Raw genomic sequence first — 18,757 nt, 5'->3', positions numbered from 1 at the left:
CCTTCTGCTGTTTCTGAAAGAATTCATGTTCATTCACTTTTAAGGAGGAGAATCATGAAAATTAATATCAAACAGCCATTTCCAGGAAGTAAAAAGGTTTTTGTACAAGGAAGTACACCAGACATTCAAGTACCAGTAAGAGAAATTTTTCAAGGAACAACACAAAATACATATGGTGAAGAAGCTAATCCACCTGTTCAAGTGTATGATACGAGTGGTCCTTATACAGATGCAACTGCTGAAATCGATATTCGAAAAGGTTTGCCACGGATTAAAGAGAAATGGATTCTGGATCGTAATGATGTTGAACGATATGAGGGACGCATGGTAACGCCTCAAGATAATGGCTATAAAACAGCTAGTAAGCAATCAAATTTAGAACTATTTCCATCACATAACATAATGCCGTTAGTAGCAAAAAAAGGAAAAAGCGTCACACAGCTACACTATGCTCGCAAAGGCATTATCACTCCTGAAATGGAGTTCATTGCAATAAGAGAGCAAATGGAACCTGAATTTGTTCGCCAAGAAGTAGCTGAAGGACGTGCAATTATTCCTTCTAATATCAATCATCCAGAAAGTGAGCCGATGATTATTGGCAAGAATTTTCACGTGAAGATCAACGCAAATATTGGAAATTCTGCTGTTTCTTCATCTATTGAAGAAGAAGTGGAAAAAATGACGTGGGCAACACGTTGGGGTGCTGATAATATTATGGACCTATCGACTGGTAAAGATATTCATACAACTAGAGAGTGGATTATCCGTAACTCCCCTGTTCCAGTGGGGACTGTCCCTATTTACCAAGCATTAGAGAAAGTAAACGGTATAGCTGAAGATTTAACGTGGGAAGTATATCGAGACACGCTCATTGAACAGGCTGAACAAGGTGTTGATTATTTTACAATTCATGCTGGTGTCCTCCTTAGATACATTCCCTTAACAGCAAAACGTACAACTGGAATTGTTTCAAGAGGTGGCTCTATTTTGGCCCAATGGTGTTTAGCCCATCACCAAGAAAATTTCCTATATACTCATTTTCATGAGATTTGCGAAATTTTAACAAAGTATGATATTTCAGTTTCACTTGGTGACGGCTTAAGACCTGGTTCAATTGCAGATGCAAACGATGAGGCACAATTTGCTGAGCTCGAAACATTAGGTGAATTAACTGAGATTGCATGGAAGTATGATGTCCAAGTTATGATTGAAGGACCTGGACACGTCCCAATGCATTTAATTAAAGAAAACGTAGAAAAACAGCAGGAAATCTGTAAAGAGGCTCCGTTTTATACATTAGGGCCATTAACAACTGATATTGCCCCAGGATATGACCATATTACATCAGCCATCGGTGCAGCGATGATCGGCTGGTTTGGAACAGCGATGCTTTGCTATGTAACTCCAAAAGAACATCTTGGCTTACCAAACAAAGAAGATGTTCGCGAAGGGGTCATCGCTTATAAAATTGCTGCACATGCTGCAGACTTGGCCAAAGGGCATCCTGGTGCACAAAATCGTGATGACGCCCTGTCAAAAGCACGCTTTGAATTCAGATGGCATGACCAATTTAATCTTTCATTAGATCCTGAAAGAGCACTGGAATATCATGATGAAACATTACCGGCTGAAGGAGCTAAAACAGCCCACTTCTGTTCAATGTGTGGACCTAAGTTCTGTTCAATGAGAATCTCACAAGATATTAGACAAATGGCAAATGGAGGCAAACTATCCGAACAAGAAATTCTCACTAAAGGAATGGATGAAAAATCCAAGGAATTTATCGAGGGTGGATCTGCTATTTATCGATAATCCAGAAATCTGAAAAGAGGGCTTACTACTGCCCTCTTTTCTAATAAATTTTCAAGCACATTTCTCTATCAATTACCACTGTAAAATTTCTGTGACCTGAGGCAAATAATATAGAAAATCATCTAACCTAATGAGGTTAAAAATAAGGATCTTCTCCGACAATATCCAGTGTTTTCCCTTTAAACCAATGATCGTGCTTAGGCCGATTCGGATCACCATATTTTACTCCGCCGAATTTTACCTCAAGTGGTTCATCGTAATTATAGTACGTTCTCATTTCAAATTCATGATAATGACTACCATCTGCTAAAGGGATCGCAGGACCTGTTTTCCCATAAAAACGATGATAATGCTTGTTTTCAAAGGAGGTAACCCCACGATACATATGAATATGTCGATCAAAGCTATTACCATTTACTGATCTTGTATAGCCTTCAATTGTATGATAATGGGCTTTGGTATCAGTTGTTTTTGCAAAAAAGCGATGGGCATGGTGAGGCTTTTTTGCGCCAATTATAAAACTCATAAACATCCCCCAAATAACCTTTTAAATCTTTTTATGTGAGATGAAAGTAATTGGAAAGTTGTCTTACATCCCTATCTTTCATGTCAATGACATAAGTATCTATGTCAAATACAATATAACTCTATTTTTCATCAAACTATTCTAACACTTTTCCTTATGTCTCAAAATAAAACCAAACATGTCTTTTTTCTTTTTTAGACTCATTAGTAACTTACTTATTTATTAATTATCTTCCGCTAAACTTACTTTCCTCCTCCTATTTCATACTATTATTTTCTATTACCAGTAGAATAATAAAAAAAAAATCACAAATAATACCAGCATAAACCAACAATTCGGAGGAACGTGAAGCATGAAAAAAGGATTAATCTTAAGCTTTTTATTCATATTTATTGTCCAACAAACAGCTTTTGCAGCACTGCCACAAGATCAAGTAGATCAAATACTATCAGAATTAGGATGGACTAATCATGATCTAACTGAATATCTTGATTATTACGAGCTATCTATTGATGACTTTGAAACAATTGAAGATCTAAAAAGCATGCTCGGAACACCTATAACTAATGAAAATTTAGCAGATTTATTAATTCAACATGAAATTACAAGGTCTGAGCTAGATATTTTATTAGCAGAGTTTGATGAATCCGTAGAAGATTATTTATTTATTGAAGACCTCGATATTGCTCTTATTTTTTATTTAGGCCATGACGAAGAGATGGCAGAACTAGAGGAATTCATGGCTTTAATTGGCTTAACAGATGCAGAAGTAGATTCCTTGTTTACTCACTTTATGGAACTTGACGAGACATTACTTGAACAACAAATGGAAGACATTATTACTAGATTAAATCCTTTTCTTATGCTCGAAAACACAACTGAGCTTACAGTAGTACAACAAGATGAACTGGTCGCTGTGTTAAAAGATATGATGAATATTTTACAGCTTGACCCTCGCTTTTTTTTAGTCGATAAAAATGGGGTAGAGACAGCTGCATCCTTTAAGGAATTAATGGGAATGGAAGAATTATATGGGAATGAGTTATTGATCCAGTTTTATAGCACAGATGGTGAATTACTATTAGATATGCAGCTATCAGAGGAAATGCTTAGTTCGGAATTCCTTATTCAATCTGGTATAGAATTTGCACAAGTTGGTGATTTAGCAGGCGAACTCACTTCTTTATTCCATAATCGTTTACCAGATACCGCCTCATCATTATGGGTAAATATGATAGTAGGTTTGGTAATAGTTGGATTTGGCTTAATTGGCTATCTTTATCCAAAGAGACTACAACAGGTAAACTAAATGATTAAGCGTACTTTACCTACCCTTTCCATTGTTCTAATTTTAATTGGTTTAAGTGTATTTAGTTATCATGCATACTGGACTTGGGTTGGCCTAGATACAGATGAAAACATAGATGAACAAATAGTCATTACAAAACAAAAAAATAGTGCACACTTGCTACCTGTCGTTACTTCTACACCTCAGAATGGTGAAAAACTAGGTTCTCTATCGATCCCTAAGCTGAAGCAAAGCTTTCCGATCTTTCATGGAGATAGTGAGACGATTTTAAAAAAGGGAATTGGTCACATTAGAGGTACGGCTTTACCTGGGGAAGCAAGCAACTCTGTTCTTGCAGGTCATCGAGATACCTTTTTTCGGCATCTCGAACAATTGGTAGTAGGTGATAAGCTTATTGTCGAGAGGTCTAATACATATTACATGTATAAGATTAAAAAAATTCGAATTGTTGAAAAGGATGATAGTACTGTCATTGTACCTAAACCAAGACACACATTAACTTTAATAACTTGCTATCCCTTTACCTTTATAGGTCCAGCACCACAGAGATATATCATTGAAGCTGAACTCCTTTTGAAACCAAAGATGGAATTAAGAAAAGCGCAAGCGCCTTGATCAGCCTCGGGCAATAAGACGCAAATGAATAGAAGACGTTCTTTGTCTTCAATTCATTTGTGACTTATGACCTCGAGGGGCTAGGCGCTGTAGCTAGACACCAAAAAATTTTATACTTTCTTAACTGTTGAAATAAAAAATGCTGACATGAGTGTGGTAAATCACATTCATGTCAGCATTTTCTATTAGGTAAGATTAATCAATTATTTCCCAAATGAAGAAAGAAATTTCACACGATCTCCCATCGGTGGAGTGTTGTGGTCAACTAATTCAACCTCTAAAACAACCGGTCCATTTTCTAATCGAAGAAAATCGATTAGTTCAAGAGTTATATCGTCTAATCGCTGAACACGAGCACTTCGAACCCCTAAGGAATCTGCCATTGCAGAGATACTAACAGGTTGCTGTTCAAATCGGGAATGTGAACGTTGATATTGTAGGTTATGACCATGGTAAACCATTCCTAAACGCGCATTGTTCATAACAACAAATACGATTGAAAGCTGGTATTCCTTTGCCGTCAAAATTTCCATTCCATGCATGAAAAAGCAGCCATCCCCTGTTATACAAACTACGTCTCTTTCTGGTTCAGCTAGCTTACTTCCTATTGCAGAACCAATGCCTGTACCCATGGCACCAAAGTGCACATTAATATCAAACGTGTGTGGAGCTTTAACATGCATATAATGGATCACATAAGACATAAACTCACCAATATCAATTGTATATCGTGTCGTGTCTGGTAACAACTTTTGCAAAGCGACTAATACATTCTGGCTATTGAACTCTTTAATATCTTGATTATCTTCAAATGGTTGTTCTCTATAAGAATAAATATGCTTATCTATTATTCTTTTTTTCACTTCAGTTATGAGCGCTTGTAGGCTCAGTCTTGTATCCCCAACTACAGGTAGATCAACATGGTACTTTCTATTAAACACTGACTCATCAATATCTACTTGAATAACATGACGATTTTTTGTTAAATTAGGATTCCAGTTATTAGTTGCTGTTTCCCCTAGACTTGATCCAATAACAAGAAGAGTATCTCCGCTTCCCTCATTCACTAAGATTGACGCTTCCTCATGACCTGCAAAGCCGAATACTCCTTTAAATAATGGATGATCATCCCTAATTAAACCCTTCGCTTGAGGAGTAGTTAGGATCGACATATTCAACAATTCGGCTAATTCAATGACTTGGTTTACTGCACCTCTCGCCCCTTGACCGACAAAAATAATTCCATCTTGATGCTCGGAAATTTTCTCTACTACTTTGTTAATAATTTCTAAATCAGGCTCTTGATTCTTCACATTTGGAAAAGCTGGAATATCAGGATCATCTATTAAGTCAAGCTGTACATCTATAGGAACTGCTACATGAACCGGACCAGGTATTCCTGTTAAAGCAATTTCAACTGCCTTTACAATCGTAGGCAAAAGCTCACTTGAATTCTTAACTGTTACACTATATTTTGTCACTGACTCATATATCGGCTGCGCATTTAATTCCTGTGATGCATTAAGTCCATTTGTATGAATTGGAACAGCACCTGTCAAAAATAATAAAGGTAAATGCTCCCGCATTGCATTTGCAGCACCTGTGACTAAGTTTGTACCTCCGGGGCCACTACAACCAATACAAACGCTTAAAGACTCAGAGTATTTTGCATAAGCTGCCGCCATATAAGAAGCCGCACCTTCATGCTTTGTAACAATCGGTGTCATTTCTGGGATGTCATATAGTTCATCAAAAAAGGCATTTACAGAGCCTGCAGGTATTCCAAAGACATATTTCACTCCACCATTACTTAAATAATTAAGAACTCCACGTATTGCTTTCACCTTTAACGCCTCCTGTTTGGTTGTAGAATGAAAGAACAAAATGATATATTATGTGATTAAAAATAGGTTTGAACCAAATCATAAGGCTTAATAGGACGGGAATAATAATAACCTTGTATACGATAACAATCATTTAAAGATAAGAATTCAATTTGTTCTAATGACTCTACCCCTTCAGCAATAACGTGTAGGTTTAAATTATGAGCTAATGTAATGATTGTATTGGTAATCGCAGCATTTTTAGGATCATGACAAACATCCTTGATAAAAGATCGGTCTATTTTCAAGGTATTGATCGGAAAATTCTTCAAATAACCTAAAGAAGAATAGCCTGTCCCAAAATCGTCAATTGATATCTTAATCCCTAGACCTTTTAATCTAGACATTTTATGTAAGGTTTCCTCTGTATTTTGAATAATTAGATTTTCTGTTAGCTCAAGTTCTAAAAAACGAGGTAATAACTGGGTTTCTTCGATGATTTCTTTTACCATGCTTACAAAATTCGGTTTATTAAACTGCTGGGCAGAAACATTCACAGATACAGTAATTTCGGGATACCCTTTCATTTGCCACTCTTTTAGTTGCTTACATGCATTTCTTAGTACCCATTCACCAATCGGAACAATCAAGCCAGTTTCCTCTGCAAGTGGAATAAATTCTCCAGGGGAAATCATTCCTTTTGTTCGGTGCTCCCAGCGAAGCAGTGCCTCAACACCGAAGATTTGCTTATTCTTATTATCATACTGTGGCTGATAGTATATCCTTAATTCATCGAATTCAAGTGCCTTGTATAATGAATTCTCTAACTTCACATTTTCGAGCGTATGATTATCCATTGCTGATGTATAAAATTGATATTCATTTCCAGCTAACTCTTTTGACTTATACATAGCAGTGTCAGCCTTTTTTATTAAATCTTCTGCATCTACACCATCTTGTGGATACAAGCTGATTCCAATGCTTGTTTTTACAAAGATCTCATTTCCTTTTAAATCAAAAGGTTCTTCAAATGCTGCTATTATGCTTTCTGAGAAGACTTTTACCTCTTTTTCACAGTGGACAATCGGTAAAATGATTGTAAATTCATCTCCACCTTGACGAGAAACAGTACACCCCCTATACGCACAATGACTTAAACGCTCAGCAACCTTTTGAAGTAATAAGTCTCCATAGCTATGACCTAATGTATCATTAATAGTTTTAAAGCGATCTAAATCTAGGAATAATACAGCAAGCTGTTCTTTATGGAGTTGAGCATAATTTAATCCTTGATTTAATCGATCCTGTAATAAAAGACGATTCGGTAAGTTAGTTAAGCTATCATAATAAGCATGATAATTTATTTTTTCTTCCATCTGTTTCCTAAGGGTTATATCTTTAAATGTGACAACATAGCCAATTACCATTTGCTCTTCTTTAATAGATGTGATGGCAAATTCAGCAGGAAATTTAGAACCGTCCTTCCGAATAAAGGTTTCATCGGTATAAATCGTTACTTTCTTGGAACATTTTAAATAAGAAGTATCTTTACTCGTCGATGCTTTTAAAAAGAATGACTCATACGATCTTCCGATTAATTCCTTTTCTATGTATCCTAAAATGGTTTCTGCTGCAGGATTGCAAAATGTAATATTCCCTTTGATATCTAGACCTACAATTCCATCACCAGCAGAATTAAGAATCAATTCCTTCTCTCGACTTAACCTTTGTAGCTCGCCAACTACATCCTCTAGCTCTTGGTTCTTTTCAATAAGCGCTATCGTTCGTTCCTTAATAATGAGTTCCTGTTTTTCCATATATATCAAATGTGAAAGGACTGATGCAGTCGCTTCAACGATCGATTGCGCAAGTTGAATATCTGCTTGTGGATATTGCCTATCCTTCCCTTCTAGATTCACAATTGCTAATAATCCAAGAATCTCCCCCATTGTTACAATAGGTAGCATTAGAACTCCTTTTATTCCAAACGTACGACAGGCTTTATGATTTGGCCTAGGATCCGAAAATACATCTGGAATGAATAAAGCTTTTTTTGTATGGATTACTTCTTGAAATAGACGATCAGTACTTTGATCAATTTTTATTATGCTATGGGTCTTCTTCCACGCCTCTTCTGTCCAGTCACTTTCCTTACTTAAACTTGCTGGTTTAAAGAGATTTCCGGCTATTGGATCTAACAAATGTGCTCCAATGTTTGTATTTTTTAATACTCTACCAACATAATAGAAGCATTTATCAAGAACCTCATTCATGGTTGAACATAGAGAAAGTTCTCTTGTAACATCTAATAGTAATTGTTTTTCCAAGATTAGATTTTCTTTCCTCGATAAATGATTCGCGTTTCGAATCGCAACCGCTGCCATATTAACATATGCTTCTACTGCCTGTATTTCAGCCTCTGTTAAATTCATATGTTCACCATGATTAAATAAAAAAACAAGGCCATATACCTCATCTTCATAATTAATTGGTAAAGATAATAAGGAATTCATTTTGAATGCCTTTATCGGTCCAGGATCTGGCCTAGAATCCTTAGAGGTGTCTGGTATGTAAATACTTTCTTTCTTTTCAAGTACCTCTTTAGCTAACAAATCGGTTTCAGGATTAATTACTAACATATCAAGGGTCATACTATTTAAAAATTCTGGTTTTCCTACATAACCTCTGTATGTCCCATCATTCTGTGGTAAATAAATCCCTACGGAATCACATCGAAATATTTCATCAGATATGGCAGTAACAACGTGCTCTAACACTTCACGTAACTCTAATTTCGTATTAATCAGCTTCGTAGTCTGTGCGAGACGTGAATACCTCGTGTGTTCTTCAATCATTCCGTACCCTCCAAATTAACGATCACTTTTAAGCAAAGATCACTTGTCCTATTTTCCTAAAAGACATCTAGTAAACAGCACCATAAAAATATGACTCAATTAAAACATTGCAAAAAGAACAATTAAAGTCAAGGAAAATCCATAATTTTCATAATACTGATTTAATATTTACACTAATGAAAAAAACGACAATATCATACAATTCTCATAAATAAAGCATATTATATTCAAAGACATAAAAAAAAGGTCCTAAGGACCAAAATCAAAAAACTACACAGGTATAAAGTTACTAGTAATAATAGTTTTTTTATTTAATAGGTTGTGAAATGAAAAAGCTTCTGAATCAGATATAGAATATATTTAACTACAGGCAATTGATCTTGATAATGCTTATAATCGACTGTATATTCTCCATTTTCATTTTTCCATAAACGATGAAAATAGGAATCTATTTCTTGAATAACTTCTTCTTGATCTGAGGCCGTTATCTTTACATCTGTCTCAAGATTATAGTTATTTAAATTTCTCTCAGTAAAATTTGCAGATCCACCAATAACTACTGCTTCCTTTTGTTTCTCTATATACAATAATTTAGTATGGAACTGTTCTTCCCCAGTATGATACCAACGAATTTCAATGTTTTTTTCAGCTAATTGGGTTAGCTCAGCAGCTACAGGTAAATTTGGTAAGCCCATTTTTTCAGATCCAAACGCATTTTGATTTGGATCAAGGATCATTTTGATTTTTACATCTCGTTTGGATGCAGCATTTTTTAATTCTTTTAAAACATCTGTGTCAGCTAAATAGAACATTGCTAGCCAAATTATATCACCCTTTTCTGTCGATTTGATCTCATCAATGATATTCTCTTCGATTTTCCCTTCTGTTACTAACTGAAGTCTAATTTTTCCTTTACGATGATCTTCTTTATTCCATTGAGGAAGTATGCCCCCACCCGAAAAATTTGCTACTGCTTGTTCTGTATTAAGCACATCACCAATTATATTGCCGTTTACCTTAAAAGCAATGTTAGAATGATAACCACTAGCATCATGAGCATTTGCAGACGAAATAATTGCTGCATCTTCAGTGGCAATGACCTTACGATGATTTGCCTTTATATTCAAAAGTTTCAAATATGATCTTAACGTAACTTCTGGGGCTGACTTTGCTATCGGATTAGGGAGCCAACCAGCTCCTTCTTGTCCAAACCATTTGAAAGCTACTCTCCAAAGACCTGAATATATTGGATTTGGATCTCTTAATTTATTTAAATCAGTAAATATTACCTGTACACCATGCTCTTTTAATGATTCAATATGCCCTGATTTATGTGAATTATAAGTTGTATTTATTTCGTCTGTAAGCAAATACACTTGTAAATTCGGATTCTTTTTTATTTGCTCGAGGATCTTAGTTGTTAATGTTTCACTAATAGCTGGATATTTTCGCTCTCCATCTGCATATCCGTTAAAAAGAAACATATCCAGTACGATAAATTCCTCTGCTACCTCAATCAATTGATAAAATTCCTGAAAAATTTCCTGTTCATAAATCGTATTATTTCGAGTATCCTTATAGCTTAAATCATATAAAAAATTCACATTATCGACCATATATGTTTGACTTTCGTATGAAATACCCTCTGGTAATGGTTTTTTGCTATGGTAGAGACTTACACTTGATAATAACATGACAAAAAAGAGAATTATCCAAGTACTCTTTCTTTTTAATATAGCTTTCATTTTTCCTCCGTCTCTATTGAAAAGAGGCTAACATCTAAAAGTCAGCCTCTGTTCTTATATCTTTTTTATATTTTTTTGAGTACTCAATATCTCACTAGTTTAATTAACATATGTGAAAGCATATGTCGTTCGTCATCAGAGCCTGCTCTCCAAAGCTCTTGAAGAAGCTTTTCCTCTCTGTTTCGTGGGTATTCGTGTTCAGCTAAGAAATTCGCTACTTTTTGTGTTGCTAGTGCCAACTGTTCTTCAGTTAATCCCATCTTTTTGCCCAGTGCTACCTTGTTACCTAGGAATTCTTTAAATGATTCAAAATTAGCTAGGATTACTTCCTTTTTTTCTTGACCTATACCATTCACCGCTCTTTCAACCTTATTAATGTGGGCTGAATGCTTTACTTCATTTTGAAGATCCATGCTTATTCCTCCTTTTTATGCTAATTAATAAGAATATAAGTTTGCATTTAGCTCAGCTTGTGACAGCGTTTTTTTTTTGTAGATTCTGTTAGTTTGGAGCTAGTATCCTTCACATTTGATTGGATGTCTAAGTATTCCTCTTTTGTATCCTCTGCGAAAGAAACTGCTTCATGTGAGATTTCCTTTGCTTCCTTTATAACATCACGATTGATTCGTTCAGCCAAATTCTTTGCTTCTTGAATTGTTTGTTTTAAAGTATCTGTTGCTTGATTTACCTGTTCTAGGAGTTGCTCCTTTACTTCACCAGGATTCTCTTTCACATGCATGATAACATTTTTGGAAGAATCCTTTATATCAACGGCCTTTGTCGCTACAGCACTTCTTGTATTTCGATCAAATAGAGTGAGAAAACCACCTATCACTCCACCAATGATCATACCTTTTATTAATTTATTATTCTGTTGTTTTTCCTTTACTATTGCTTGTCCCATGAATATTCCTCCTTTATTTATCACTTTGTTATCGTTTTATTTCCCGATTTTACAGATTGTAAACCATTGGGATAATGCAAGAAACCTCAAAGTGCACAATAGTTTATCAATTAATCTATTGAAAAACCCTCAGAAAACCTCTATAATATTAGACTGTTTGTAGTAAAAACATTTCTTTCATTTACGAATCTAGTGTAAGAATACAAGAATCTATAATTAATAGATGGATAAAAATTAGGAAAGGAGTAGGAGACAACATGTTTAGTAAATTGCTTGATGAAGACACTCGTACAAATGACCCTGAGGAATTAAAGGAAGAGTTAGAGGATTTAGAATTCCAGGTCTTTCGCATGCAGGATAATCTAAAGGAAATTGCTAAAAGAAGTAAGGTACTTGGTGTTGACCAAGCAAAAGAGGATAAACTCGTTATTGTTTACACACCAGAGGACAGTCAATCGTGTAAAATCATGTTATGTGATTGTGAAACCTCCTATAACGGAAAATGGGATTTCTCCATTCAGGCAACATATGCTAACGAACAAAACATCCATATAGGAGATATAAAGGGCCCAGCAAATAGAGGCTACGGCTCCATTTGTATGGATTATTTAAAAGATCTGGCAGTCGAACAAAACATCCCTGAAATAACCGGTGACATTGCTGAAAGAGATTGGGATCATGTTGATCGCCTCATTCATTTCTACGAAAAACATGATTTCCAGGTTGAAATTGATTATGAGGACAAATCTGGTGAAATAAAATGGGTATGTAACGAATAGCAAATAGATCATTTTGAATCAGTTCAAAACTTAAACTGATTCAAAACGATCTATTTTTTGTGTAATTTCCATTAATCAATTACAATTAAGAAAAGAAAATATTATGGAACTTTTTCTTTTCTAATACGTATTACTATCTGTCATGGATGGAGATAGATTCATACTCTATGCATGACATTAAACTGTAGGAGGAAATTACACAATGTTCAAAAAACTATTTTCTGCAATGCTTGTTCTAACAATTATTTTTACACCAATTGGTGGCTTTATGCTTGGCGATCAATTGACAACAGTTAGTGCGAAAGGTTATAAATCTGGTAAAAAGTCCTTTAACTCTAATACAAATAATAATAGCCCGTCTCTGTTTAAAAAAGAAGACACTCAGCAGAAGTCGTCTACAACGACAAAAAACAGCACTACAGCGAAACCAAAAATGGGCGGAATTATGAAGGGATTATTTTTAGGTGGACTAGCTGGTTTATTACTAGGAGGATTACTTAGTAATTTAGGCGTTTTAGGCTCAATCATTGGGTTATTTATCAATGTATTAGCTATCATTGCTGTTATCTTTATTATTCGCAAATTATTTACTTTATTCAAAAAGAAACGTAAATCTGAGGATGACACTGTATGGGGAAAATAAAGGTTTCTGAACAAGATATCGTTAATGCTTTATGTCTACACATTGCGCACAAAAGACAAATTACACCTCATGATGTAGATATCGAATTATTATATGATGATGATTATGGATTTTCAGCTGAAGCTTATGTAAATAACCGCAAACAAATATTAATTACAGCGAATATCATTGAGGCAATTCGCTTCTGGCTTGAAACCGAATTGAAAATAGATCCTTTTTCAGCTGCTCTTGAGCTTGTTCTTGATGAAGATGAAGGTGTAATCGCTTATGTAGAATGAAACGAGGGGCTTAACCCTCGTTTTTATTATTATTTAGCAAGTAAAAATAGTCATGATTATTTTAAAAAGGAGAACATTATGCGCTCACCTAAAGTACTTTTCATCGGATCAATTATTACAGATATAGCCCTTATCATCTATTTACTAACAATTGCTGATGATATAGGTCTTGGTTTTGTTTTACTACTATCCACTCTCCTTCTTGGAGGTACATTACTTACATATAAGCTAATTAACCGATCATAATTAGAGGCTGGCCAAAATTGAGCCAGCCTTTTTTCGTTATAACATTAAAATGTCATTTCCGACTGCACATAATAATACAGCAGGCTTGCAGTATTTTCTAATGAAGATAAATGTGTTCGCTCAAATGCGTGTGAGGCATCAATTCCAGGACCGATTAATCCGTGAACAATATCATGTCCTGCACGAATGGCTGCAGATGCATCTGAACCGTAGTATGGATAAATATCTACTTTATATTCGATGTTGTTTTGCTTTGCGATCTCTACTAATTTTTTTCTAAATCCATAATGATAAGGACCACTTGAATCCTTCGCACAAATTGAAACAGTATATTCATCTGTTGCTTGACCATCACCAATTGCACCCATATCAACAGCTAAATACTCAACTGTTTCAGCTGGAATATTTGAGTTCCCACCATATCCAATTTCTTCATTGTTTGAAATTAGAAAATGAGTTGTATATGGAAGGTTGATTTTTTCATCTGAAATTCGCTTTATAAGCTGGAGCAATAATGCCACACTTGCCTTATCATCTAAATGACGTGACTTAATAAAACCACTTTCTGTGATTTCAACTCTTGGATTGAACGATATGAAATCGCCAACCTCTATACCTAGTAGACGTGTATCCTCTGCATTATGTACTTTTTCATCAATTCTTACTTCAATATTTTTTTGATTCCGCTCTAATTTTCCTACTTCCTTATAAACATGTACTGAGGTTTGATGCATAAGGATTGTACCTGTATAAATTTTTCCACTTACTGTCTCTATTTGACAATATTCACCTTCAATAGAGTTGTAGTTAAAACCACCAATTAAATCAATCATTAAACGTCCGCTTGATTTTATTTCTTTGACTATTGCTCCTAATGTATCAACATGGGCAGTAAGCATTCGATGCTGCTCTTTATTGCTACCAGGAATCGTTACAACTAAGCCCCCCTTTTTATTCCACTTCATTTCAACATGAAAATCTTTCAAATAGTTCTCCACGAATGTAATAACTTGATTCGTATTACCTGATGGACTCGGTGTTTCCACGAGTTGTTTGATTAGCTGGATTGTCTCATTATTAGCTGTCATAGTTGTACTCCTTTCATAGTGAGTGATTCAATATTGACATTTTATCAAATAAAAACCGGCACTTCGAATGTAACAGCATTATTTACAATTATTCAATCATCATTTTTTTCAGATTAAGCAAGGAGCTTTCGTCAATTCCACAACCCTTGATTAAATAGGTCTCAACAGAATTGTATTGATTTAATATGCTTTTTACAGCATTATCTAAATAATCTATATTCACTATTAACAATGGTTTAATCCTATCAGAGGAGATTCGATACATACTCATAACTCGAATAAATCGCTCTACCTTTTTCATCCGTGGGCCAACTAATACATTGGATCGTAAATATTGATCAATGACCGTCTCATATGGTACCCCTAAATACATCTGGATAAGTGCAGAAAGAAACCCTGTCCTATCCTTACCACCTGTACAATGGATGAGTGCTGGAACATTCTCATTGTTTGCAATAGATGTGATCACTTCTTTTATCTCTGCCTTCCTTTCATTGACCATACACTGATAAAATTCGTGAATCATTTCTTCAAAATTTAATTCTTTTGATTTACCAATTAAAAGACGAAAAAACTCTCGATATGATAAATCCTGACTATCATGATAAATCGGAATATGCTTAAATCCCGTTCCCCAATTTTGGGGGATATGATACATTTTTGATTTCCTTTCATTCACAGTTCGAAGGTCGCAAATTAGCTTTAATCCTATTTCCTGAAGTAAGACTAAATCAGTTTTTGACAAACGAGAAATGTCATCTGAGCGATACAGTACTCCGGCTTTCATCCATCGCCCATCGTCTATTTGTACCCCCCCAATATCACGGAAATTATATAATTTTTCAAAAGTATAATCCTTCTTTGTTTCTATTTTCATGATTACTTATCCTTTCAAGCAACAGTTTGTTTGTTGATACTAAGTGGAGTTTTTCTCCATATTTACTTTTTTCATTTCCATCATTTTTTCCATGCTATCCCACCTTTCTTTAGATTTAGAAGTTGAATAAAATCGTCACACTTTTCTTATGTGAGACTATCTACATATTCTCTAAATGTTTTTATATTCCTTTTGACAAAAAAACAAAACGTATTGGAAGGGATTAGCACCGACCTTATTCCCTTCTTTAGCTTCTTTAGATGGGGTTATTTCCGCATGATAAGAATAGGAAAACAAACTCAATAATTAAATGGATAATTAATGAAATTCAGGGAAATTTAATGATAAATATTAATTTTTATTGGAGGTTTTTAAGTATGGATTTATACAACAATATGGAATTTGAACTGAAAGGTAGTTTTATTCCTAATATTAGCAACTCGAACAAATTAAAGATTTTAGAAGTTACAGAAGGTAGTGTAGTGATACAAATGAACAATTCTAAACGGAGAGGAATATTTCCTTTAGATAGCTTCCAATACTGGATTAAAAGAAATTCGTTAATCCATATTGGAGAGAATGAGAAAAAAACGTCTTAACCGTTTTGGGATATGTAATTAAATCTCAACAGTGTATTTTCCCCATTTTAGAAACTTGATCCTATTGGACAAATAAGATGCTCATGAATTAATGAGCATCTTAATCTTACTCAGTGAATTAACAATATAGAAGCAATCAGTTTCTTTTGTATCTACTTTTATATTTCAAAAAGAGGCCATTCAACACTCTGATGATAGTGATGCATTTCTCTATTATCCCCCGAAAAAGAAGTCAAAAACATTTGAAGCAGTTGAGGCTTTTTTATTGTAAAACTCAGAGTAACCACAATTGTTACAATATACAACAATAAATTGATTGTTTTGCACATCAAACATTTTAGACAATCCCGTTCCTGTCATCGCTACTTCTTTTTTCCCTGCATCTTGACTTCCGCATTTTATACAACCTTTACTACTCATGTATTCCATCTCCCTTTAATTCTTATATCTTACTTACGTTACAACATTCAAATTGGTTTCATTTTCCTTTCCCCGAAAAACTATTGCATTATTTTCCAATTGGTTATATAGTTAGTTACATGAGTAATTAACCAAATGAGTAAGGAGGTATTTCATGAATCGTTCTCTAAATCTAGAACGACCTATTTTTCAACAAATCGCAGAAAAAATTGAGGAAAGCATTTTGAATGGATCTTTAACAGAAGGAGACAAAGCACCATCAACAAATGAAATTGCCTCTTTTTATCAAATAAACCCAGCTACAGCAGCAAAAGGGATTAATCAATTAGTAGAACAAGAGATTCTATATAAAAAGCGAGGGATAGGTATGTTTGTATCAACGGGTGCACGAGATCTTTTAGTTAATAGAAGAAAACAAGAATTTTATGACAGCTTTATTATTCCATTGAAACAAGAAGCTCAAAACTTAAATATTACAAAGGATGAGCTAATTGAACTCATCGAAAAGGAGGCAAGATCATGAAAATAAAAATCGAGAACATCACAAAGACGTACGGTAAAAAAATAAGTTTGAACAATATCTCCTTTGAATTAGAGGAGAATAAAATTTACGGTTTATTAGGTCGAAATGGAGCTGGAAAAACAACCCTTATGCATTTGATTGCAGGCCATATTTCCCCTTCTGATGGTAGTGTAAAATTGAATGGACTAAATCCCTTTAACAACCGAAACGTATTGAAGAATATTTGCTTAATTAACGAAAGTGGTAATTTTAATCAATCACTTAAAATCAAGGATGTCTTAAAAATCTCTTCCCTTTTTTATCCAAATTGGAATAAAGAAATTGCAGAGAATCTACTAATTGAATTTAACTTAGACCGTAATCTTCGTATAAAGTCTTTATCCAAAGGGATGGAATCTGCTTTAGGTATCCTGATTGGTCTGGCATGTCGATCAGCTGTCACGATTTTTGATGAACCATATATCGGACTTGATGCAGCATTACGTGCCCGCTTTTATGAATTGCTCCTAGAAGAATATGAAAATGAACCAAGAACGTTTATTCTTTCTACACATTTAATTGATGAAGTTAGTAACCTATTTGAGGAAGTTATTATTTTACAAGAAGGAAAGCTAGTTCTCCAGGAGCAGGCTGAAGTGTTAATCGAAAAAAGCATTTCAGTAACAGGTAAAAAGGACATTGTTCAAGATTTTTGCAAAGGGAAAAATGTGTTGCATGTTAAAGAATTTGTTGGACAGCAAACAGCTGTGTTATATGGAGAATCCTTTCATCAATCTGATCTATATAATCAAGACTTAACCGTTGAATCTGTTCATATCCAAGATTTAATGGTTTATCTCACATCATCTTCTAAAGGAAGTGTTTCGATTTGAAGGAAGAGTTAAAAGCAATTTTATATTATATGTTCACTGAAATGAAATTCTCACTTATGATTTTCTGGTCAATTCTTCTCTCTTCCATAGTTGTTCTTTTCGTACTGGCAGATTTCGCTTTTCGAAATGTTGTTATTTCTACAAGTATAGCTACCTATGTATTTTGTGGGTTTGTTGGATTTTTAGTCACAAAAAAGAACTTACCATTTTGTATAAAGTTTGGTGCAACACGTAATTCTTTCCATCTTTCAGCAAGTATTTTTCTCTTACTATTGTCCATCGGATTAGCAATTGTAAATGAAATCGTTACATCTATCGTAAATTATGCTCAAGATCTTTTACTAGTTGATGGAATCTTGATTTTTGAACCTGCAAAACTACTTGTGAATACTCCAAGCTTTGGATTTTCAATCTTGTTTGACAGTTTTATCATTTTTGTTGTACTAACGATTGGATATTTATTAGGTTCGATTGTCTATCGATTTGGTCAAATTGGTGGATTCATCACATTAGCGTGTGTTCTACTTTTTAATTTCTTACCATTTGTACAGGACGCACTCAGCCATTTCTTTCAAGGGTTTTTGAATGGAGATATGAATATCAATTTTGTATTCTTAATCATTTTTAGCTTTATTCTATTGATCATTAATTGGTTTATCATTAAGAAATCATCTCCATTGCCAGCTTTATCAAGATAAGTAAAAGGGGTCTGACGAATTCGTCAGACCTCTTTTACTAGGTTTTATTAAAACCAAGCTGCACCAACAATAATTAAAAGAATGAACAATACAACAATTAGCGCGAAACCTCTACCATAGCCATATCCTCCACCGCCGTAACCAT

At 34.5% G+C, this 18,757-nt stretch carries 20 protein-coding genes and 1 pseudogene; 11 read left to right on the top strand and 10 right to left on the bottom strand.

Annotated elements, in window-relative coordinates:
• The first annotated feature begins 54 nt into the window (after positions 1–54).
• Complete coding sequence (gene thiC, locus HUW50_RS17885) at positions 55–1,812, top strand: phosphomethylpyrimidine synthase ThiC (RefSeq protein WP_066331181.1); 1,758 nt, start codon at positions 55–57, stop codon at positions 1,810–1,812.
• A gap of 136 nt (positions 1,813–1,948) precedes the next feature.
• Here thiC and HUW50_RS17880 read toward each other — a convergent pair whose 3' ends face one another.
• Positions 1,949–2,338 (bottom strand): YmaF family protein, encoded by a 390-nt coding sequence (locus HUW50_RS17880; protein ID WP_232329016.1) that lies wholly within the window; start codon positions 2,336–2,338, stop codon positions 1,949–1,951.
• Between the two features lie 352 nt (positions 2,339–2,690).
• Here HUW50_RS17880 and HUW50_RS17875 point away from each other — a divergent pair, with 352 nt between their 5' ends.
• Positions 2,691–3,647 carry a processed acidic surface protein gene (locus tag HUW50_RS17875; protein ID WP_066331189.1) on the top strand — a complete coding sequence of 319 codons (957 nt, stop codon included), beginning with the start codon at positions 2,691–2,693 and terminating at the stop codon, positions 3,645–3,647.
• Positions 3,648–4,262, top strand: coding sequence for a class D sortase (locus HUW50_RS17870; RefSeq protein WP_083964589.1), 615 nt, complete (start codon positions 3,648–3,650; stop codon positions 4,260–4,262).
• A gap of 203 nt (positions 4,263–4,465) precedes the next feature.
• Here HUW50_RS17870 and HUW50_RS17865 read toward each other — a convergent pair whose 3' ends face one another.
• The 5 genes from HUW50_RS17865 to HUW50_RS17845 form a co-directional block, all read right to left on the bottom strand.
• Positions 4,466–6,106 carry a thiamine pyrophosphate-binding protein gene (locus tag HUW50_RS17865; RefSeq protein WP_066331192.1) on the bottom strand — a complete coding sequence of 547 codons (1,641 nt, stop codon included), beginning with the start codon at positions 6,104–6,106 and terminating at the stop codon, positions 4,466–4,468.
• 56 nt (positions 6,107–6,162) lie between these two features.
• Complete coding sequence (locus HUW50_RS17860) at positions 6,163–8,940, bottom strand: bifunctional diguanylate cyclase/phosphodiesterase (protein ID WP_066331195.1); 2,778 nt, start codon at positions 8,938–8,940, stop codon at positions 6,163–6,165.
• A gap of 311 nt (positions 8,941–9,251) precedes the next feature.
• Entirely contained in the window at positions 9,252–10,685 is a 1,434-nt protein-coding gene (locus HUW50_RS17855; RefSeq protein ID WP_066331199.1) for a phospholipase D family protein, read from the bottom strand.
• An 83-nt stretch (positions 10,686–10,768) separates the two neighbouring features.
• Positions 10,769–11,098, bottom strand: coding sequence for a DUF3243 domain-containing protein (locus HUW50_RS17850; RefSeq protein ID WP_066331201.1), 330 nt, complete (start codon positions 11,096–11,098; stop codon positions 10,769–10,771).
• A gap of 47 nt (positions 11,099–11,145) precedes the next feature.
• Positions 11,146–11,589, bottom strand: coding sequence for a hypothetical protein (locus HUW50_RS17845; RefSeq protein WP_185653081.1), 444 nt, complete (start codon positions 11,587–11,589; stop codon positions 11,146–11,148).
• Positions 11,590–11,846: 257 nt separating this feature from the next.
• Here HUW50_RS17845 and HUW50_RS17840 point away from each other — a divergent pair, with 257 nt between their 5' ends.
• From HUW50_RS17840 to HUW50_RS17825, 4 genes are all read left to right on the top strand, one after another.
• Positions 11,847–12,368, top strand: coding sequence for a GNAT family N-acetyltransferase (locus tag HUW50_RS17840; RefSeq protein WP_066331209.1), 522 nt, complete (start codon positions 11,847–11,849; stop codon positions 12,366–12,368).
• Positions 12,369–12,570: 202 nt separating this feature from the next.
• Entirely contained in the window at positions 12,571–13,011 is a 441-nt protein-coding gene (locus HUW50_RS17835) for a hypothetical protein (RefSeq protein WP_066331212.1), read from the top strand.
• Positions 12,999–13,289 (top strand): YxcD family protein, encoded by a 291-nt coding sequence (locus HUW50_RS17830; RefSeq protein WP_066331214.1) that lies wholly within the window; start codon positions 12,999–13,001, stop codon positions 13,287–13,289. Before HUW50_RS17835 ends, HUW50_RS17830 begins: the two co-directional genes overlap by 13 nt.
• Positions 13,290–13,367: 78 nt before the next feature.
• Positions 13,368–13,535 carry a hypothetical protein gene (locus HUW50_RS17825; RefSeq protein ID WP_157094371.1) on the top strand — a complete coding sequence of 56 codons (168 nt, stop codon included), beginning with the start codon at positions 13,368–13,370 and terminating at the stop codon, positions 13,533–13,535.
• Between the two features lie 44 nt (positions 13,536–13,579).
• Here HUW50_RS17825 and HUW50_RS17820 read toward each other — a convergent pair whose 3' ends face one another.
• A complete protein-coding gene (locus HUW50_RS17820) occupies positions 13,580–14,623 on the bottom strand; it encodes a M42 family metallopeptidase (protein ID WP_066331215.1) in 1,044 nt (347 codons plus the stop codon).
• 88 nt (positions 14,624–14,711) lie between these two features.
• Positions 14,712–15,500 (bottom strand): tyrosine-protein phosphatase, encoded by a 789-nt coding sequence (locus HUW50_RS17815; protein WP_066331217.1) that lies wholly within the window; start codon positions 15,498–15,500, stop codon positions 14,712–14,714.
• 377 nt (positions 15,501–15,877) lie between these two features.
• Here HUW50_RS17815 and HUW50_RS17810 point away from each other — a divergent pair, with 377 nt between their 5' ends.
• Positions 15,878–16,099 carry a hypothetical protein gene (locus tag HUW50_RS17810; RefSeq protein WP_066331219.1) on the top strand — a complete coding sequence of 74 codons (222 nt, stop codon included), beginning with the start codon at positions 15,878–15,880 and terminating at the stop codon, positions 16,097–16,099.
• A gap of 213 nt (positions 16,100–16,312) precedes the next feature.
• Here HUW50_RS17810 and HUW50_RS17805 read toward each other — a convergent pair whose 3' ends face one another.
• Positions 16,313–16,519: a zinc ribbon domain-containing protein gene (locus HUW50_RS17805; protein ID WP_066331228.1), complete on the bottom strand. Its 207-nt coding sequence runs from the start codon at positions 16,517–16,519 to the stop codon at positions 16,313–16,315.
• A 154-nt stretch (positions 16,520–16,673) separates the two neighbouring features.
• Between HUW50_RS17805 and HUW50_RS17800 the strand changes: the two genes are divergently transcribed.
• Genes HUW50_RS17800 through HUW50_RS17790 form a run of 3 tightly spaced genes read left to right on the top strand, consistent with a single transcriptional unit; the run spans position 16,674 to position 18,612 of the window.
• Positions 16,674–17,042, top strand: a complete 369-nt coding sequence (locus tag HUW50_RS17800; RefSeq protein WP_066331231.1) for a GntR family transcriptional regulator — start codon at positions 16,674–16,676, stop codon at positions 17,040–17,042.
• On the top strand, positions 17,039–17,914 hold the full coding sequence (locus tag HUW50_RS17795) for an ATP-binding cassette domain-containing protein (protein ID WP_066331234.1): 876 nt from the start codon (positions 17,039–17,041) through the stop codon (positions 17,912–17,914). Before HUW50_RS17800 ends, HUW50_RS17795 begins: the two co-directional genes overlap by 4 nt.
• Positions 17,911–18,612: a hypothetical protein gene (locus tag HUW50_RS17790; protein ID WP_066331236.1), complete on the top strand. Its 702-nt coding sequence runs from the start codon at positions 17,911–17,913 to the stop codon at positions 18,610–18,612. Before HUW50_RS17795 ends, HUW50_RS17790 begins: the two co-directional genes overlap by 4 nt.
• Positions 18,613–18,659: 47 nt before the next feature.
• Here the strand turns inward: HUW50_RS17790 and HUW50_RS27150 are convergent.
• Positions 18,660–18,734: pseudogene (locus HUW50_RS27150) on the bottom strand (YjcZ family sporulation protein); the annotation flags it as partial.
• Positions 18,735–18,757 lie beyond the last annotated feature (23 nt).

Source organism: Metabacillus sp. KUDC1714, from assembly GCF_014217835.1.
Lineage (GTDB): Bacteria > Bacillota > Bacilli > Bacillales > Bacillaceae > Metabacillus > Metabacillus rhizosphaerae.
This window is presented reverse-complemented; position numbering and strand designations above follow the sequence as displayed.

Coding starts and splice junctions, on each gene's coding strand:
- thiC (WP_066331181.1), top strand. CDS start 55: ATGAAAATTAATATCAAACAGCCATTTCCAGGAAGTAAAAAGGTTTTT.
- HUW50_RS17880 (WP_232329016.1), bottom strand. CDS start 2,338: ATGAGTTTTATAATTGGCGCAAAAAAGCCTCACCATGCCCATCGCTTT.
- HUW50_RS17875 (WP_066331189.1), top strand. CDS start 2,691: ATGAAAAAAGGATTAATCTTAAGCTTTTTATTCATATTTATTGTCCAA.
- HUW50_RS17870 (WP_083964589.1), top strand. CDS start 3,648: ATGATTAAGCGTACTTTACCTACCCTTTCCATTGTTCTAATTTTAATT.
- HUW50_RS17860 (WP_066331195.1), bottom strand. CDS start 8,940: ATGATTGAAGAACACACGAGGTATTCACGTCTCGCACAGACTACGAAG.
- HUW50_RS17855 (WP_066331199.1), bottom strand. CDS start 10,685: ATGAAAGCTATATTAAAAAGAAAGAGTACTTGGATAATTCTCTTTTTT.
- HUW50_RS17850 (WP_066331201.1), bottom strand. CDS start 11,098: ATGGATCTTCAAAATGAAGTAAAGCATTCAGCCCACATTAATAAGGTT.
- HUW50_RS17845 (WP_185653081.1), bottom strand. CDS start 11,589: ATGGGACAAGCAATAGTAAAGGAAAAACAACAGAATAATAAATTAATA.
- HUW50_RS17840 (WP_066331209.1), top strand. CDS start 11,847: ATGTTTAGTAAATTGCTTGATGAAGACACTCGTACAAATGACCCTGAG.
- HUW50_RS17835 (WP_066331212.1), top strand. CDS start 12,571: ATGTTCAAAAAACTATTTTCTGCAATGCTTGTTCTAACAATTATTTTT.
- HUW50_RS17830 (WP_066331214.1), top strand. CDS start 12,999: ATGGGGAAAATAAAGGTTTCTGAACAAGATATCGTTAATGCTTTATGT.
- HUW50_RS17825 (WP_157094371.1), top strand. CDS start 13,368: ATGCGCTCACCTAAAGTACTTTTCATCGGATCAATTATTACAGATATA.
- HUW50_RS17820 (WP_066331215.1), bottom strand. CDS start 14,623: ATGACAGCTAATAATGAGACAATCCAGCTAATCAAACAACTCGTGGAA.
- HUW50_RS17815 (WP_066331217.1), bottom strand. CDS start 15,500: ATGAAAATAGAAACAAAGAAGGATTATACTTTTGAAAAATTATATAAT.
- HUW50_RS17810 (WP_066331219.1), top strand. CDS start 15,878: ATGGATTTATACAACAATATGGAATTTGAACTGAAAGGTAGTTTTATT.
- HUW50_RS17805 (WP_066331228.1), bottom strand. CDS start 16,519: ATGAGTAGTAAAGGTTGTATAAAATGCGGAAGTCAAGATGCAGGGAAA.
- HUW50_RS17800 (WP_066331231.1), top strand. CDS start 16,674: ATGAATCGTTCTCTAAATCTAGAACGACCTATTTTTCAACAAATCGCA.
- HUW50_RS17795 (WP_066331234.1), top strand. CDS start 17,039: ATGAAAATAAAAATCGAGAACATCACAAAGACGTACGGTAAAAAAATA.